Below are 17,353 nucleotides of genomic sequence, written 5' to 3'. Positions count from 1 at the left end.
CCAGCTTGTCCGCCGGCGGCCCGGCGGGGCATCGCCCGCTCCGGGTGGAATCCCCGGGGTCGGATCACCTGCACCGGGTGACGACCCGGCCCCGCCCGGCCGGCCATGCTGGAGCCCCGAGGCGACGAGGAGGCCACCATGACGATCCACAGTGGACAGCCGGACGAGCTGGTGCCGCTGGCGATCGGGTTCGACGCGTCCCTGTGGGGCTTCCGTCGCGACCAGGTGCGGCACTACGTGCACGACGCCGAGTTCGAGCTGCGGACCACCGCCGCCGACCGCGACGCCGCGTTGGTCCAGGCGGAACGGCTGCGCCGGCACCTGGAGGCGGCACGGGCCGAGAACCGCCGGCTGCGCACGCGGGTGGACCGGATGTGCCGCCGCCCGCTGTCGGTCGACGCCGCCGGCGACCTCGCGCGCCGCGTCGTGGAACTGGCGCACGAGGAAGCCGACCAGATCACCACCCAGGCACGGGCGGCGGCCGAGCAGAGCTGGGCGCAGGCGGCGGCCGCCGGTGGCCGGCTGGCGCGCCGGCACCAGTGGCTGCTCGGTGAGCTGGACGCGCGCCGTCGGGCCATGGAGCGCGAGCACCGGGAGCTGGTGGAGAACACGGTGGCGCACCTGACGTCGGTGACGCTGCACGCCGAACGGCGGCGGCGCGAGCTGGACGAGTGCGCCCGGCAGCAGCGTGATCGGATCGAGGCGGACTTCACCGCGGCCATGTCGGTGCGCCGCGCGGAGGCGCTGCGGCGGGTGGCCGACCAGGAGTCGGCCACCGCGGTCCTGGCCGCGGAGCGGGACGCGGTGGCCGCGGCGAAAGCCGCCGAGGTGGTGCGGCGCGCGATCGGGCAGCGCGACGCCGCGATGGCGCAGGCCGCCCGCGCGGTGCGGGAGGCCGCCGAGCAGGTGTCCGCCCTGCGCACCTACCGCGACCGGGTCCTCGCCGAACTCCGCGCCGTCCAGGACGTGCTGTCCGCCGCGGCGGCCGTGGCCGGGCCGGTGGCCCCGCGCCCCCGGACGCCGGCGGACACCGCCCGCGCCCTGCCGTCCTGACCCCGGTCACGACCCGGTGCGGTCCAGGGCGTCGTCCAGGGTGACGGCCGCGTCGATCAGCCCGAGGTGGGTGAACGCCTGGGGGAAGTTGCCCAGCTGCCCGCCGGTCGGCCCGATCTCCTCCGCGAACAGGCCGACGTGGTTGGCGTAGGTCAGCATCTTCTCGAACACCAGCCGCGCCTGCCCGGTCCGGCCCGCCCGCGCCAGCGCGTCGACGTAGTTGAAGGTGCACAAGGAGAACGTGCCCTCGTCGCCGCGCAGGCCGTCCGGCGAGGCGCTCGGGTCGTAGCGCAGCACCAGGCTGTCCACCACCAGGTCGCGCTCGACGGCGGCCAGCGTGTCCAGCCACATCGGGTCGCGCGGCGCGACGAAACCCACCTGCGCCAACCGGAGCAGCGACGAGTCGAGCACGTCCGAGCCGTACCGCTGCACCAGCGCCCGCCGGCGCGGGTCCCAGCCGCGCGACCACACCTGCTGGTGGACGCGGTCGCGCTCGGCGCGCCACCGGGCGACCGGCGCGGGCAGGCTCTGCTCCTGCGCCAGGCGCAGCGCCCGGTCGAACGCGACCCAGCTCATCGCCCGCCCGTAGGTGAAGTCCGCCCGGCCGTCCCGGGTCTCCCAGATGCCCTCGTCGGGCCGGTCCCAGTTGTCCGACAGCCAGTCCACCACCGAGGTCAGCGCCTGCCAGCCGCGCCGGCCGATGCGCAGACCGTTGCGGTGCGCGTGGTGCAGGCCGTCGAGCAGCTCGCCGTAGATGTCGAGCTGGAGCTGCCCGCCCGCGTCGTTGCCGATCCGCACCGGCCGCGACCCCCGGTAGCCGGCCCAGTGGTCGAGCACCTCCTCGGGCAGGTCCGGCGAGCCGTCGACCCGGTACATGATCCGCAACGGCCCGTCGTCGCCGTCGGCCTGCTGGTAGCGCTCACCGAGCCAGTTGGTGAACGCCGCCGCCTCCTCCACGAAACCCAGGCGCAGCAACGCGGACACCCCGAACGAGGCGTCCCGGATCCACGTGTAGCGGTAGTCCCAGTTGCGTTCGCCGCCGAGCTGCTCGGGCAGGCCGGCGGTGGGCGCGGCGACCATCGCGCCGGTCGGCGCGTAGGTGAGCAGCTTCAGCGTGATCGCCGAGCGGTCCACCGCCTCGCGCCACCGCCCCCGGTACGTCGAGTGCCCCAGCCAGCCGTGCCAGAACCGCACGGTGTCGTGGAAGGCCTGCTCGACCTCCGCGACCCGCACCCGCCTGGGCCGGTCCGAACCACCGGTCTCCAGCACGATCCCGCGCACCTGCCCGGCGTGCAGCGTCACGTGCGCGTGCACGTCCCGCCCGTCCGCCCGCACGTCGGACGTCGGTGTCTCGCCCGGTTCCCGCACCACGTGCAGCACCAGGCGCGTGTCGCCGCCGTCGAACACCACGCCGTTCTCCACGACGTGCACGCTGTGGTCCTGCCGCCCGTAGTCGAACCGGGGCGCGACCTCCACCTCGAAGTCGAGCGTCCCGCGCACGCAGCGCACCATCCGGATCAGCCGCCGCACCCCGTCCTCCTCCGAGCCGGGCGGCATGAAGTCGACCACCTCCCCGGTGCCCTCGTCGGTCATGAACCGGGTGACCAGCACCGCGGTGTCCGGGAAGTACATCTGCCGCGCGGGCCCGCGGAACCCGGCCGGCCGGATGCGGCAGCGCCCGCCGCGATCGGGGTCGAGCAGCGCCCCGAACAGCGAGGGCGAGTCGAAGCGGGGAGCGCAGAACCAGTCGACGGAGCCGTCCAGCGCCACCAGCGCGGCGGTCCGCAGATCTCCGATGAGCCCGTGGTCCGCGATCCGCGGTGGGCCGTTCTGGGTAGGTGTCATGCCGACCACCGTCACCCGGCACGGCCGGCCGGGTCGCCACGCCCGCCAGGTGACCCCGGCCGGCCCGCCAACCGGCGCGGATGAGACGGGCTGCTGTGCCCGGCCGGGGTGATTCCTGGGCGGCGCTGCCGGGTCGCCACGCGCGCCGGGTGACTGCGACCGGCCCGCGGTCCGGCGCGGGTGATACCGGCACCTTCGCCCGGTTCGGGTGGTGAACCCCCGCGCCGGCGGGTGCCACGGTGGTCGCCGACGACCGCAGGCGAAGGGAAACCGAGATGAGCGACGACTTCTACGAGGCCGAGCGTGCCGGCCGCCCACCGGTCGACGCCGCGTGGACGGGCTGGATCGCGTTCGCCGGTGTCATGATGGTGATCATCGGCGTGTTCACCGTGATCGAAGGGTTGGTGGCGCTGTTCAACGACCAGTACTACGTGACGACCGACGACACCGTGCTGGTGTTCGACCTGACCGGCTGGGGCTGGACCCACTTGATTCTCGGCGTCCTGATCGGACTCACCGGGCCCGCGCTGTGGACGGGCGCGGCGTGGGCGCGGATCGCGACGGTGCTCTTCGCCTCGGTGAACGCCGTGGCGCAGTTGGCTTTCGTGGGTGTCCAGCCGGTGTGGTCGACGATCGTGATCGCCCTGAACGTGGTGGTGATCTGGGCGGTCGTGGTGCACGGCCGGTCGCTCGAACGGGCGTGACCCCCGGTGATCGCAGGCACACGCTCACCCCGTCCGCCGACGAGCGCAGGGCCGCCTCGGCCATCGGGACACCGCGTGCGCCGGGGTGCAGGTCGTGCGGGAACGGCGAGCCGTGCCGTCGACCTGGAACCGCACCAGCCCGGTCCGGTCGACCCGGAGGCGTTCACTGCACGATCGTGCCGTTGTCCAGTGTGAACAGACCGTAGGCCGCGTCGCCGGCCGTGGTCTCCGCCGTGGGCTTCTCGGTGTGGGCGCGCTGCCGGCCGTGATCGCTTTGCGCAGCGCCGCCTTGCGCGCGGTGGTGACCTGGACGTCGACGTAGATGTCCACACCGGACAGTGCGGTGGCGAGGTCCGTGGTCCAGTGCTCGGCCGGCCGCGCCCCTGGTACCCGGGCCTCGCCCCGGTCAGGCGGCTCGTCGCCGGCTCACCGGCCGCAGCCGGGGCCGGGGTCGGGCCCGGGGCGTCGACCCCGGCGGGTCTGCGACGCCCGCCCCGAGATCGGGCGTGTCCGGCAGCGGCTCGGCGACGCGGCCGCCGTCCGGGTCGCGCCGGCCCCGGTGCACCACCACGAGCAGCACCAGGCCCAGCACCAGGATCGCGTGCGAGGTGACCCGCTGGACCGTCGCCTCCCCGCTCACCAGGTCCTGCACCGAGAACGCGCCGAGCACCACCACGAACCCCGCCACCACCGGCAGCAGCCCGGTCGTGGCGCGCGGTCGCAGCGCCGTCCACAGCAGCCCCAGGCCCAGGGCCAGGTTCCACGCCGTGCTCTCGTTGAACAGGTGGCCGCCGGTGGCCCCGTGGATCCCGTGCCCCGCCGAACCGCCCACCGTCGAACCGCCCACCGCCGGACCACCCGCCGGTCCGGACCCGAGCACCTGCCCGAGGCCGAGGGTGATCTGCGCGACGGCGACGCCCGCCAGCGCCGCCCGCGGGTACCAGCCCCGGGTCGCGGGGACCGGCGGCGCGGCCGCCAGCACCGCGTCCACCAGGTCCGGCGTCGCGGTGGCCGGCCGCAGCCGCAACGACCTGGTCAACGCCGCCGCGCCGTCCTGCCAGGCGCGGCACGCGGCGCACCCCTCCAGGTGCGCGTCGGTGTCGCCGGCGGGCGCCGGCTCGGGCTCGCCGTCCAGTCGCGCCGACAGGGCCTCCCGGCAGGTGTCGCAGTCCACGCCCCTATTGTCGGTCACGCGGGTGTGGAAGTTCCCGGGGCCGGGTGCACTAGCCTTGAGCGCTGTGTCGATCTCACGCGGTGACGACGACGCGGTCACCGGTCTGGCCCTGGCCGCCGGCTCCGGCGACCGCGCCGCACTGGAGCGGTTCATCCGCGCCACCCAGCGCGACGTGTGGCGGCTGGTCGCCCACCTGACCGACCCCGGCCGGGCCGACGACCTGGCCCAGGAGGTCTACCTGCGCGCCCTGCGCAGCCTGCCCGCGTTCGAGGGCCGCTCGTCGGCCCGCACCTGGCTGCTGTCCATCGCCCGGCGCACCGTCGTGGACCACCTCCGCACCGCCGGCTCACGTCCGGTGATCGCCTGGTCGGCCGACGTCCAGCAGGCCTCCGACGCCCAGCGCTCGACCAGCCGCGCCGCCGGCTTCGAGGACGTGGTCGAGTTGAACCTGATGCTCGCCGCGCTGCCCGCCGACCGGCGTGAAGCGCTCCTGCTCACCCAGGTCCTGGGCCTGTCCTACGCCGAAGCCGCCGAGGTCTGCGGCTGCCCGATCGGCACCGTCCGCTCCCGCGTCGCCCGCGCCCGCGAGGAACTCCTGCGCGGCCAGGGCCACGAGGGCATGACCGCCGGCTGACCCCGCGCCTGCCCGCCGGCGGGACGTTCCGGTGCGAGGGTGCCGCGCGACGGTGCGCCAACAGCGCCGCCAACGGTGCCGCGGCCGGACAATGGGCCGATCGGGGTGATGAGGTCGGTGCGCACAGCGCGGCGACCTGGAATTCGAGATCGCGGTCCGACCCCGGTGGAATTGTCGGCGGAATCACCGGGACCGACTACCCAGGATGGTCCGCGAGTACGCCGAATTAGCCGCTCCGACCGCTTTCGCGGACGCGGGGAATGGTCGCCGGAGGCAGGGCCCGTGCGCTGCGGAGCATATCGGAAGGCGTCGCGATGGTAAAACCGGGGAGCACCGGGCGGTATTGGCGCTAACCTTTCCCCATGGCGAAACCCGAGCGCGCGGCACGTGGCGCGGTGAAACAGAAGGAGCGGGCGCTCGCACCCGACTTCGCCCGCGGACTGATGCTGCTGCTGATCGTGTTATCAAACACCGTCTTCTACCTCTGGGCGGCCCCGCAAGGACCATCGGGCTGGCACCCGGTCGAGGACGGGACGGTGGACCGGGCCGTCCAATTCCTCATGATCGTCGTGCTCGACCTGCGCGTTTACCCGTTGTTCGCATTCCTCTTCGGCTACGGCATGATGCAGCTCTACCTGCGCCAGTCCGCGGCGGGCACGCCGGGCCGGGCGGCGCTGGTGCTGCTGAGCAAGCGCAGCGTCGGCCTGCTGGTCTTCGGCTTCGCGCACGCCGCCCTGCTGCTGGCCGGTGACATCCTCGGTTCCTACGCGCTGGCCGGCGTGGTGCTCGGCTGGCTGTTCCTGCGGCGCGGCAACCGGGCGCTGGCGGTGTGGAGCGGGATCGCGGTGGCGGTGCTGGTCCTGACCTCGCTGGTGCCCGCGCTGCTCGCGATCGCCGGCGGCGACCTCGGCCCGGACCAGTTCACCGCCGGCGAGTCGACCACCGCCGCGTACGCCGCCGGCGAACCGGACTACCTGGCCTCCATGTGGACCCGGCTGCGCACGTGGTCGGTCGTCACCTTCGCCGGCGGGCTGCTGTCCTTCGCCGGTCACGCGGCGATGCTGCTCGGGTTCCTGGCCGCGCGGCACCGCGTGCTGGAGGAGCCGCACCGCCACCTGACCCTGCTGCGGTGGACCGCGGTGCTCGGCGTGGCGGTCGGCTGGCTCGGCGGGCTGCCGGCGGCGCTGGGCAACCTCGGCTACCTCGACGTGCCCGCGGCCGCGCTCACCGACACCGGCGCGCTGCACGGGTTGCAGACCGGCACCGGGCTCGCCGCCGGGCTGGGCTACGTCGCGATCTTCGCCCTGCTGGCGAACCGCATGTCCGATCGCGCCAAGCGGAACCCGGCGGTCGTCGCGGTGACCGCGGTGGGCAAGCGTTCGCTGTCCTGCTACCTGGCGCACTCGGTGCTGTTCGCGCCGGTGCTCGCGGCCTGGGGGCTCGGTCTCGGGGAAAAGCTGACCAGCGCGACAATGGCGTTGTTCGCGACCGCTGTCTGGCTGGTCACGGTATTCGGCGCGTACGCGCTGGAACGCGCGGGCCGGCGCGGGCCGGCCGAAGTCGTCCTGCGCGCGGTCATGTACGGCCGGCGCAAAACCGATGCCCCGGTCGCCAATCGCTGAGATGATCGGCGGGAACACCTGACACCGGGTCGGCGGCCCGCCGGTCGGACCGCCGGCCCACTATTCGTCATTCCACATCGCCTGGAAACTTGGGGGTTTTCGCGATGCGCCGCACAACACGCGTGGTCAGTCGAACACTGGCCGTCTTGGGTCTCCTGCTCGGTCTGGTCGTGGTCACCCCGGCGAGTTCGGGCTCGGCCCGCGCCGGGGTGATACCGGTCCCCGGGCTGCGCGGCCCGGTGAACCTGGTGGTCGACCGCTGGGGCGTCCCGCACATCTACGCGCAATCGGCGCGGGACGCTTTCCTGGCCCAGGGGTTCAACGCGGCCCGCGATCGCCTGTTCCAGATCGACCTGTGGCTGCGCAAGGGCACGGGCCGGCTGGCCGAGGTCTTCGGGCCCGACTACGTCGAGCAGGACCGGGCGTCGCGGCTGCTGCTGCACCGCGGCGACATCGAACGCGAGTGGGCGAGCTACGGCCCGGAGGCCAAGGAGGCCGCGACCGCGTTCGCCACCGGCGTCAACGCCTACGTCGAGTGGCTGGCCGGCCACCCGACGGCGTTGCCCGAGGAGTTCGAGCAGCTCGGCTACAAGCCGAAGCGCTGGACCCCGGAGGACGTGGTCCGCATCCGGCTGCACGGGCTGAGCTACAACCTGCCCAGCGAGGTGGAGCGCGCGCGGTTCGCCTGCGTCGCGGACGTCAAGCTCGACCGGGTGCGCGTCCGGCTCGAACCCGAGCACGAGCCGGCGGCGATCGAGGGCTTCGACCCCTGCACCCTGCCCGAGGACGTGCTGAGCACCTACAACCTGGCCCGGGACGGCGTCCAGTTCGTCGACGGCCGGCTGCGCGCGGTGCCGGTCGACCGGCGGCCGGGTGCCGGCGGCAGCAACAACTGGGCGCTGAGCCCGTCGCGCACCACCACCGGCCGGCCGATCCTGGCCAACGACCCGCACCGCGGCATCGGCGTGCCGTCGTCGCGCTACGTCGCGCACCTCAACGCACCCGGGCTGGACATCATCGGCGCGGGTGAGGCGTTCGCGCCCGGCATCTCCATCGGGCACAACCAGAACGCCGGCTTCGGCCTGACGGTCTTCCCCGCCGACCAGGAGGACCTCTACGTCTACGAGCTCGACCCGGCCGACCCCAACCGGTACCGCTACGGCGACGGCTGGGAGAACGTCACCAGGGTGACCGAGAAGATCCCGGTCGCCGGGGGCGCGGACCAGGCCGTCGAGCTGGCCTTCACCCGGCACGGCCCGGTGATCAAGGTGGACGCCGCGCACCACCGGGCGTACGCCGTGCGCGCCGCGTGGCTGGAGCCGGGCATGTCGCCCTACTACGGCAGCCTGCGCTACCTGCGGGCGAAGAACTTCACCGAGTTCCAGCAGGCGGTCGGCCACTGGGGCGCGCCGCCGCTCAACCACGTCTACGCCGACACCGGCGGCGACATCGGCTGGGTGGTCGGCGGCCTGGTGCCCAAGCGGGTCGGCTTCGACGGCCTGCTGCCGGTGCCGGGGGACGGGCGCTACGAGTGGAACGGGTTCTACGCCGGCGCGGACCTGCCCCGCAGCCACAACCCCGAGCGGGGCTTCGTGGCCACGGCCAACGAGTACAACCTGCCGCCGGACTACCCGAAGGACCGGCAGCTGGGCTTCGAGTGGGCCGAGCCGTCGCGGTACCAGCGGATCGTGGAGGTGCTCTCGGCCAAGCCGAAGCACTCGCTCGCCGACGTGACGGCGCTGCAGAACGACCAGCTCACGGTGATCGCCCGGCGGGTGGCCGAACTGATCCGCCGGTTGCCGGCCGACAAGCCGAGCACCGAGGCCGCGCTGGCGATGCTGCGCGGCTGGGACGGCGTCGAGCACCCGGACTCGGCCGCCGCGGCGCTGTTCGAGGTGTGGCTGGCCAACCACCTCGGCCCCGGGTTCGTGGCCCTGGTGCTGCCCGCGCCCGCGGCGGAACTGGTCTACTCGCCCGACATCACCGTGCTGCTGGAAGCGCTGGAGAACCCCGAGCGGTGGTTCGGCCCGGACGCGCGGGAGGTCCGCGACGGGCTGCTGCTGGCCACGCTCTCCAGCGCCTACGAAGAGGTCGAGTACCGGCTGGGCGGCAAACCCGCCGACTGGAAGTGGGGCAACTTGCAGCGGACGAGGTTCAACCACCCCGCAGCAGGCCAGGTCGCTCCCGAGGTTGCGGAGAAGTGGAACGTCGGGCCGTTCCCCCGGGGCGGCTCGTGGAACACCGTCGACGTGTCGGTCTCGTTCGACTTCGGGAGCGAGTTCGCGCACCTGGGCGGGGCGTCGTTCCGGATGGCGCTCGACGTCGGGAACTGGGACGCCTCCCAGGTGATCAACACGCCGGGCCAGTCCGGTGACCCGAACAGCCCGCACTACCGCGACCTCGCCGACCGCTGGCGCACCGGGAAGTACGTCCCGATGCTCTACAGCCGGGCCGCGGTGCTGGCGAACACCAAGCAGGTCTTCGTGCTGCTGCCGAAGTAGCGCGACGGCCCGTGCCGGGCGGGAAGCCCGGCACGGGCCGTCGGGCGTGGGCGATCAGGGCGAGACGACCAGCCGGTACACCGCCTCGACCGACTCGGCCACCGACTGGGTGTCCGCCGGCACGCGCAGGTCGGGGTGCGCCGGCGGCTCGTACGGGTCGTCCACCCCGGTCAACGAGGTCAGCTCGCCGGCGCGCTGCCTCGCGTAGAGCCCTTTCACGTCCCGGCGGGCGCACACGTCGACCGGGGTGGCGACGAACACCTCGCTGAACGGCACGTTGCGCTCCTGGTGCGCGGCCCGCACCTTGTCGCGGTCGGCGGCGTACGGCGCGATCACCGGCACCAGCACGGTGATCCCGTTGCGGGCCAGCAGACCCGCGACCCAGCCGATCCGGCGGACGTTCTCCTCCCGGTCCGCGCGGCCGAAACCGAGGCCGGCGGTCAGGCTCCGGCGCATCTCGTCGCCGTCGAGCACCTCCACCGGCCACCCGTCGGCCCGCAGGCGCCCGGCCACCGCCGCGGCGATCGTCGACTTGCCCGAGCTCGGCAGCCCGGTCAGCCACACCGTCCGTCCGACGCCCATCCCGGTCCCTCCTCCGTCGTGACCGAATCCCGGTGCGCGAACGCGCGCACCCAGCAGAACCCGCCGGCGTCCCGGCGCACGCCTCGCCGCCCGGCCCCGGCGGGCCGAGCGGCGATCGACTCCTGCCGGCCCGGTGCGGTCGGGCCCCAGCGGACCGGACCGGCGGCGCGGCGTGCCCGGTCGGCGGCTCAGACGATGCGCACGTCCGGCACGTACAAGATCCACTTGCCGCCGCGGTCGCGGAACTCCTGCTCCTTGGCCATGATCTCCTCGGCGTGGTTCCAGGCGAACAGCAGCGCGTAGTCCGGGTACGGCTGGGCGAACGCCGCGGACTCGCGCACCGGGATGTGCGTGCCCGGGGTGACCCGGCCCTGCTTGGCCGGCGTGCTGTCGCAGACGAACTCGACCAGCTCCGGCCCGATCCCGCACAGGTTGGTCACGGTCGCGCTCTTCGCGGTGGCACCGTAGGCGACCACCCGCCGGCCCTCGGCGCGCAGCTTCTCCAGCAGCGCCACCAGGTCGTCGCGGATCTTGAGCACGCGCGCGCCGAACGCCTCCAGCGTGGCCGGGTCCGCGATCCCGCGCTCCCGCTCCTGGGCCACCAGCGCGGCGACCTCCGGGGTCGGGGTGCGCCGGCCGGCCGGCGCGAGGGTGTAGCGGACCTCGCCGCCGTGCACGGCGAGGCGCTCGACGTCCACCAGCTCCAGCCCGAACCGGCTCGCCATCGCCTGCACCGACTGGGCGCTGAAGAGGAAGAAGTGCTCGTCGTAGATCTGGTCGAACGACGTGCGCTCGACGATGTCGCCCAGGTACGGGTCCTCGAAGACGAACACCCCGGTCGGCTTGAGCAGCGCGGTGACGCCGGTGAGGATCGACTCCATGTAGGGGATGTGGCACAGCGTGTTGGCCGCGTAGATCACGTCGGCCCGGCCCTGCTCGGTGACGATCTCACCGGCCGTGCCCTGTTCGAAGAACGCGTTGCGGACCTGGATGCCCTTCGTCGCCGCGAGCGCGGCCACGCCACCGGACGGTTCCACGCCCAGGTGCCGGACGCCCGCCTCGGCGACCGCCTTGAGCATGATGCCGTCGTTGCAGCCGATCTCGACGATGAACGGGTCGTCGCCGGTCAGCTCGGTGGCCAGGAACCGCTTGGCCAACTGCTCGAAGTGCTCGCGCATGACCGAGGAACCGGAGGAGTGGTACGGGTAGTCCTCGTGGAACATCCGGTCCCGCGGCACCTCCTCCATCAGCTGCACCATCGTGCAGCCCTCGCAGACCCCGGTGGCGAGCCGGAAGAAGAACTCCTGGGTGAAGTCCGCGTCCGGCGGCGCGAAGGCGTCGGAGAGCGGCTGACGGCCGAAGTCGAAGAACTCGCGGACCGTTCCGCCGCACACTCGACACCGGGAATTGTTCGACATTGGTAGCTCCTGGTAGGTCGGAACTGGCAACACAGCACGTCGGACGAGGGGGTCGCGCTCAGACCCTGATGTGCGCGGCCTGCCGCTGGATGCCCTCCAGCAGGGTGATCTGCTCCAGCGCGTCCTCGTGCTGCGGCCGCAGGTCCTGGCCGGTGCGCACGGCGTGCACGAACGCGCTGATGGCGTTGGCGAACTGGTGGTCGGCTCGCAGCACGAACTCCTCGCGGTGGTCCTGCCGCTCGACCCGGACCACCGGCCGGTGGGTCTCGGGCGGCGTGAAGACCCAGTCGAGCAGCAGCCGGCCGGTGCTCCCGATCAGCCGGTAGCTGTTCCGGTAGGAGTGCTCCATGCCGAACGAGAGGTGGGCGGTGATCCCGGCCGGCGTGTAGAGCAGGACCTCCCCGGACAGCACCGCGCCGAAGTCGCGGTGCTCCCGGAAGACCGCGCCGCCGATGCGCAGGTCGTTGCCGAGGAAGTACATCGCCACCTTGACCGGGTAGCCGCCGAAGTCGAGGAACGCCCCGCCGCCGACCCCGGGCTGGTACCGGATGTCGCCTGCGGGCTTGGGCGGGAAGGTGAACGCGGCGGAGAAGCCGCGCAGCTCGCCGATGGCCCCGCCGTCCACCATGCGGCGCACCTCGCTGTGCTGCGAGTGGTGCAGGAACATGTAGTTCTCCATCAGCACGAGACCCTTGGCCCGGGCCAGCTCGATGAGCCGGCTCGACTCCTTGTGGCTGTCGGTCATCGGCTTCTCGACCAGGACGTGCTTGCCGGCGGTCAACGCGCGCTCGGTCCACTCCGCGTGCAGCAGCAGGGGGAGCGGGTTGTAGATCGCGTCCACGTCCTCGCGGTCGATCAGGGCGCTGTACCCCTTGAGCGGCGAGCCGCCGAACCGGTCGGTGAACTCCCGCGCGCGCCCCTCGTCCCGGCTGGCGATCGCGACCACCTCGATGTCGGGGTTCGCGACCATCGCGGGCAGGGTCCGCCGCCCGGCGATCTCCGCGCACCCGACCACCCCTACACGTAGCCGCCGATCCGGGCCGATGTTCTTCATGGGGAAGGAACTCCGCTGGTCAGAGGGGAAAGGACGGGTCGGGTCGGCGCGGTGGCGCGGCCGGCGGTCACGACGGCGATGCCGCCCTCAGCGCCGCGTAGTGCGCGAGGCACTCGTCGTAGGTCGGCAGCAGCCCGGAGGACGCCGCGTCCTTCAGCGACAGCCCGCCCGCGTCCTTGTCCGACATGACCGGCGGGTCGGTGAGGTTCCACGGGATGCCGATGTCGGGGTCCAGCGGGTCGACCATGATCATGGTGCCGGGCACGTACTCCTCGGAGCACAGGTAGTTCATGCAGGCGTCGTCGGTCAGCGCCAGGAAGGCGTGGCCGAGGCCGTCGGCCAGGTACACCGCGACGCCGGAGTCCTCGTCCTGGTAGGTCACCTCGTAGGCGCCGAAGGTCGGCGAGCCCACCCGCAGGTCCACCGCCACGTCCATCACCGCGCCGCGCACGCAGGTGACCAGCTTGGCCTGGCCCGGCGGCAGCGTGGTGCCGTGGATGCCGCGCAGGGTGTTCTTGACGCTGACCGAGTAGTTCGCCTGGCCGACCACGAACGGGTAGCCGATGGCCGCGGAGAGCTCGCCGGCCCGGAACGCCTCGTGGAAGCGGCCGCGCCGGTCCGGGTGGAGCTCGGGGTGGATCCGGTAGGCGTCCCGGATCGACGTCTCGGTGATCTTCATCGTCGGCACCACTTTCCACCAGCTCCCAAGGGTTTTCGCGGGAATCGAGGGTATCGGCCGGCCGCCCTCCCGCACACCGCCGCCGACCCGTCCGCCGCCGCGCTCAGCACAGGCTGTGGATGCAGGCGAGCAGGCTGCGGGCCTCGATGTTGAGGTAGTGCCCGTGCCGCAGCAGGTCGATCAGCTGGCGCACGGTCAGCCAGCAGAAGTTCGGCGGCACCTCGACCGGCACGTCCTCGCCGACCTCGATGACCTGGTAGCGGGTCAGCGCGTTGAAGAACCGCCCGCCCTCCTCGGAGAGCACGTTGTCGTAGCGCACCTTCGCGCCGTCGGACGCCAGGGCGTCGCGGACGAACGGCGGCACGTCCGACAGGTCCTCGCCGAGCAGCAGGTGCACGGTCGGGGCCATCTCCACCATGTCCAGCAGGCCGTGCTCGGGCCGGGCCTGCACGAGCAGGTGCAGCACGCCGTCGATCGGCCGGGCGAGGAACGCGGCCCGACCCTGCCCGCGCGGGAACAGCAGCGGCTGGGTCCAGCTCTTCACCTCCCGGGTGCCGGCCTCGACCGAGACGCCGATGATGCGGAAGTCCTCGCCCGCGTCGTCGCCGATCTCCCGGTCGTCGCGCGACCAGCCGGGCACCGCGTCCAGCGGCGCCAGCCGGGCCGACCAGTCGCAGCCGGTCTTCGCCTCGGTGAACCAGCTCAGGATCTCGCTCGCGGTGTGCAGCGCCGGCGCGCCGGTCTCCTCGGGCTGGTACTGGTAGGAGTTGATCAACGCGTCCCGGAACGGCTCCCCGGTCGACGCCGCGGCCTCGTCGGGCACCGCGAACGGCATGCACGACAGGACCGTCCGGGCGTCCATGTTGACCAGGTTCTCCACGTGCGTCAGCTCGCCGATCTGGGCCAGGCTCAGCCAGCAGTAGTCCTCGTGCACCGGCACGTCGCCGGTGACCAGCACGACCATGTTCCGGTTGCGCTTGCGCCAGAACCAGGCCCCCTGCTCGGACTGCAGCACGTCCACCAGCACCTGGCCGCGACCGGGGCCGATGAAGTGCTCCAGGTAGCGGGTCCCGGTGCCGCGGTGCACCCGGGTGTAGTTGCTGCGGGTGGCCTGGACGGTCGGCGAGAGCTGGAGGGTGTTGACGTTGCCCGGCTCCATCTTGGCCTGCATCAGGCAGTGCAGCACCCCGTCGAACTCCTTGACCACGATGCCGAGGATGCCGATCTCCGGCTGGTTGATGATCGGCTGCGCCTTGACCACCCGCCCGCCCTCGCGGATCTCCAGCCCCTCGACGGTGAAGAAGCGACCGCTCGCGTGGCCGAGGTTCCCGGTGCCCGGCTCGAAGCTCCACTCCCGCAGCGCGGAGAACGGAACCCGCTCGACGACGAAGTGGCCGGCCGCGTGCCGGTCGGCCCACCAGTCGTGGAACTCGGCGGTGGAGGTCAACGAGCCCCCCGGCGTCCAGAGCCGGTTGTCCAAGTCCCCGTGGGGGATGGCGAATCGCTTCATCCGGATGAGCCCTCCCTGTCGTTGCGGCGCTCGGCGGTGGGCCGAGGAGCGCGGTGCGGCCGGACCGTCCGCGGTCAGACCGTCGCCAGCGCCTCGCGCAGCGCGTCGATGACGAACTCCTGCTCGGTGTCGGTGAGCGAGGGGAACATCGGCAGCGAGAAGATCTGGTCGGCGACCTCTTCGGTGACCGGCAGCGAACCCCTGGCGTAGCCGAGGTGCGCGAACCCGGTCTGGGTGTGCACCGGCCACGGGTAGCTGATGCTCAGCGAGATGTCCTTGGCCTTGAGCGCCTCGATGATCCGGTCCCGCTCGGGGTGGCGCACCACGTAGACGTAGTACACGTGGTCGTTGCCGGGAGCCGTCTTCGGCGTCACGATCCCGGTGCCGGCGAGCGCTTCCTCGTACCGCGCGGCGATCACCCGGCGACGGGCGACGTAGCTGTCGAGGCGGGTGAGCTTGCGGCGCAGGATCTCGGCCTGCACCTCGTCGAGCCGGCTGTTGTAACCGGGCGTCGAGACGACGTGGTAGACCCTCTCCATCCCGTAGTAGCGCAGCCGGCGCAGGTTCTCCTCGACCTCGCGGTCCGTGGTGATCGTGGCGCCGCCGTCGCCGTAGGCACCGAGGACCTTGGTCGGGTAGAAGGAGAACGCCGCGGCCCTGCCCATCGACCCGGCGACCCGGCCGTGGTGGCGGGCACCGTGCGCCTGCGCGCAGTCCTCCAGGATCGGCAGGCCGTGCCGGGCGGCGATGGCCTCCAGCGGCGCCATGTCCACGCACTGCCCGTAGAGGTGCACCGGCAGCAGGCACTTGGTGCGGCTGGTGATCGCCGCCTCCACCTGGTCGACCCGCATCAGGTAGGTGTCGCGGTCGACGTCGACGAACACCGGCGTGGCGCCCACGGCGTCGATCGCCACCACGGTCGGTGCCGCGGTGTTCGACACCGTGATCACCTCGTCGCCGGCGCCGACCCCGAGGGCGCGCAGGCCGAGCACGATGGCGTTCGTGCCGTTGTCGACGCCCACGCAGTGCGCGACGCCGTGGTAGGCGGCGAACTCCTCCTCGAACGCCTGGACGCTCGGACCGAGCACCAGCCGGCCTGATCGAAAGACCGAGTCGACCGCGTCGAGGATGTCGTCGCGTTCTTTCTCGTACTCCAGCGAATAACCCCAGACATACAGCGTCATCGAGGTGGGACTCCTCCGGGTGGTCAGCCACCGGGTGGCCGACTGATGGACTCGCACGCAGCGCCGGGGGGCAATTCGGAGTGGTTTCCGCGACCGGGCCGTGAACCGTCCGCCGCCCCGTGCGCCGGCGGTTCCGGGCACGATTTCAACGAACCCCAGGAAACCATGTCGAATGCGCCACCACAAGGCATTCGGGTGTCCCGCCGGCGGGACCGCCGGCGGCTCGGTCGGGCTCCCCGGAATATGGCCCCGGCCGGGGCCCGCTGGGTAACCTGGGGCCGATCGCCCGATCCGCCCGCAGGGCCGCACCAGCACCCGGTCGCGGGTTCGCCAGGAGGAGAGCCGATGTACTTGGAAATGCTCAAGTCGAAGATTCATCGCGCCACGATCACCCAGGCGAATCTACATTACGTCGGTTCCCTGACCATTGCCGAGGACCTGATGGAGGCGGCCGAGATCAGGGCCGGGCAGCGGGTCACCGTGGTCGACCTGAACAACGGCAGCCGCTTTTCCACCTATGTCATCAAAGGGCCGGCCGGTAGTGGGATCATCGGCGTGAACGGGCCGTCCACGCGGCTGGTCCAGGTCGGCGACGTGGTCATCATCATCGCTTATTGCATGGTGACCGAGGAAGAGGCGGACGAGTTGGTGCCGCGCGTGGTCTTCGTGGACGAGAAGAACGTCGTGCTCGGTTCCGGGGCCGACGCGGCCGCCGCGATCCCGGGCACCGACACGATGCGCGGCGACGAGGTCGACACCGCCGTCTGACGTGACCGGGCGGCCAACGCCGGGACGAACGCGGTGGGCGGCGCACTCCCCGGAGTGCACCGCCCACCGCGTTCGTTGTCGTGGTCGGTCAGACGATCTGGTTGAGCCACTCCACGCCGTGCTCGTCCCACTGCTCGCGGTACACCGCGTAGACGTGCATGTCCCAGCGCCGGCCCTGGAAGTACAGGTGGTCGGGCAGCACCGCCTCCTCCCGGACCAGCTCCGCGGGCCGGTCGCCGAACCCGAGCGCGTCGAGGTCGCCCTCGTGGGACTGGAGGTAGACCTTGCGCAGCCGCCAGTTGGCGAAGGCGAAGTTCACCGTCAGCGCCGTGGCGTCCGCCGCGATCGCCACCGGCTGTTCGGCGTTGACGTGCACCGAGGCCAGGATGTGGCCGGCGGTCTCCTGCTCGGACAGGGTCGTCACGCCGACCAGTTCGCCGTCGTCGCGGTGCCGCACCAGGAACTGCGCGTCCACGCCGTGGGTGTAGCCGGCCAGGAAGACGTCCAGCGGCGGCAGGGTCCTGCGGCCCAGCCGGAGCAGGACGTCGTAGACGGCCGGGCCGTCTTCGGGAGCCGCCGGGGTCAGGGTGATCCGCTTGGACTCGGAGTACGGGAAGAGCACGGG

15 protein-coding genes are annotated in these 17,353 nt (G+C 72.4%); 6 read left to right on the top strand and 9 right to left on the bottom strand.

The features are described 5' to 3' along the window. Positions 1-138: 138 nt before the first annotated feature. Positions 139-1,053: a hypothetical protein gene (locus BN6_RS42565; RefSeq protein ID WP_148303058.1), complete on the top strand. Its 915-nt coding sequence runs from the start codon at positions 139-141 to the stop codon at positions 1,051-1,053. Positions 1,054-1,059: 6 nt separating this feature from the next. Here the strand turns inward: BN6_RS42565 and BN6_RS28390 are convergent, their stop codons facing one another. Continuing rightward, positions 1,060-2,898, bottom strand: coding sequence for a glycoside hydrolase family 15 protein (locus BN6_RS28390; protein ID WP_015103270.1), 1,839 nt, complete (start codon positions 2,896-2,898; stop codon positions 1,060-1,062). Positions 2,899-3,173: 275 nt separating this feature from the next. Between BN6_RS28390 and BN6_RS28385 the strand changes: the two genes are divergently transcribed. After that, on the top strand, positions 3,174-3,602 hold the full coding sequence (locus tag BN6_RS28385; RefSeq protein ID WP_148303057.1) for a DUF7144 family membrane protein: 429 nt from the start codon (positions 3,174-3,176) through the stop codon (positions 3,600-3,602). 406 nt (positions 3,603-4,008) lie between these two features. Here the strand turns inward: BN6_RS28385 and BN6_RS28380 are convergent, their stop codons facing one another. Continuing rightward, the gene (locus BN6_RS28380) at positions 4,009-4,776 is read right to left on the bottom strand and encodes a zf-HC2 domain-containing protein (protein ID WP_015103268.1); all 768 of its coding nucleotides are present in this window, start codon (positions 4,774-4,776) and stop codon (positions 4,009-4,011) included. Between the two features lie 64 nt (positions 4,777-4,840). On the opposite strand from BN6_RS28380, the gene sigC reads away from it, so the two are divergent. The 3 genes from sigC to BN6_RS28365 all read left to right on the top strand — a co-directional run bounded on the left by sigC (position 4,841) and on the right by BN6_RS28365 (position 9,533). Then, positions 4,841-5,410 carry an RNA polymerase sigma factor SigC gene (sigC, locus tag BN6_RS28375; RefSeq protein WP_015103267.1) on the top strand — a complete coding sequence of 190 codons (570 nt, stop codon included), beginning with the start codon at positions 4,841-4,843 and terminating at the stop codon, positions 5,408-5,410. Positions 5,411-5,772: 362 nt separating this feature from the next. Beyond that, on the top strand, positions 5,773-7,032 hold the full coding sequence (locus tag BN6_RS28370) for a DUF418 domain-containing protein (RefSeq protein WP_015103266.1): 1,260 nt from the start codon (positions 5,773-5,775) through the stop codon (positions 7,030-7,032). A 146-nt stretch (positions 7,033-7,178) separates the two neighbouring features. Beyond that, entirely contained in the window at positions 7,179-9,533 is a 2,355-nt protein-coding gene (locus BN6_RS28365; protein WP_231904770.1) for a penicillin acylase family protein, read from the top strand. Between the two features lie 54 nt (positions 9,534-9,587). Here BN6_RS28365 and cysC read toward each other — a convergent pair whose 3' ends face one another. The 6 genes from cysC to BN6_RS28335 all read right to left on the bottom strand — a co-directional run bounded on the left by cysC (position 9,588) and on the right by BN6_RS28335 (position 15,960). Next, positions 9,588-10,115, bottom strand: coding sequence for an adenylyl-sulfate kinase (cysC, locus tag BN6_RS28360; protein ID WP_015103264.1), 528 nt, complete (start codon positions 10,113-10,115; stop codon positions 9,588-9,590). A 188-nt stretch (positions 10,116-10,303) separates the two neighbouring features. Beyond that, positions 10,304-11,533, bottom strand: coding sequence for a class I SAM-dependent methyltransferase (locus tag BN6_RS28355; RefSeq protein ID WP_015103263.1), 1,230 nt, complete (start codon positions 11,531-11,533; stop codon positions 10,304-10,306). A 58-nt stretch (positions 11,534-11,591) separates the two neighbouring features. Next, on the bottom strand, positions 11,592-12,587 hold the full coding sequence (locus BN6_RS28350; RefSeq protein WP_015103262.1) for a Gfo/Idh/MocA family protein: 996 nt from the start codon (positions 12,585-12,587) through the stop codon (positions 11,592-11,594). Positions 12,588-12,654: 67 nt separating this feature from the next. Then, positions 12,655-13,266 (bottom strand): dTDP-4-dehydrorhamnose 3,5-epimerase family protein, encoded by a 612-nt coding sequence (locus BN6_RS28345; RefSeq protein ID WP_041318432.1) that lies wholly within the window; start codon positions 13,264-13,266, stop codon positions 12,655-12,657. 103 nt (positions 13,267-13,369) lie between these two features. Beyond that, positions 13,370-14,776, bottom strand: coding sequence for an NDP-hexose 2,3-dehydratase family protein (locus BN6_RS28340; RefSeq protein ID WP_015103260.1), 1,407 nt, complete (start codon positions 14,774-14,776; stop codon positions 13,370-13,372). 74 nt (positions 14,777-14,850) lie between these two features. Then, on the bottom strand, positions 14,851-15,960 hold the full coding sequence (locus BN6_RS28335; RefSeq protein ID WP_015103259.1) for a DegT/DnrJ/EryC1/StrS family aminotransferase: 1,110 nt from the start codon (positions 15,958-15,960) through the stop codon (positions 14,851-14,853). 345 nt (positions 15,961-16,305) lie between these two features. Between BN6_RS28335 and panD the strand changes: the two genes are divergently transcribed. Next, the gene (gene panD, locus BN6_RS28330; RefSeq protein WP_015103258.1) at positions 16,306-16,728 is read left to right on the top strand and encodes an aspartate 1-decarboxylase; all 423 of its coding nucleotides are present in this window, start codon (positions 16,306-16,308) and stop codon (positions 16,726-16,728) included. An 88-nt stretch (positions 16,729-16,816) separates the two neighbouring features. Here the strand turns inward: panD and BN6_RS28325 are convergent, their stop codons facing one another. Further along, positions 16,817-17,350 carry a GNAT family N-acetyltransferase gene (locus BN6_RS28325; protein WP_015103257.1) on the bottom strand — a complete coding sequence of 178 codons (534 nt, stop codon included), beginning with the start codon at positions 17,348-17,350 and terminating at the stop codon, positions 16,817-16,819. Between the last annotated feature and the right edge of the window lie 3 nt (positions 17,351-17,353).

Source organism: Saccharothrix espanaensis DSM 44229 (genome assembly GCF_000328705.1).
Lineage (GTDB): Bacteria > Actinomycetota > Actinomycetes > Mycobacteriales > Pseudonocardiaceae > Actinosynnema > Actinosynnema espanaense.
The sequence above is the reverse complement of the archived record's forward strand: the minus strand, read 5'-3'. Positions and strand labels throughout refer to the sequence as shown.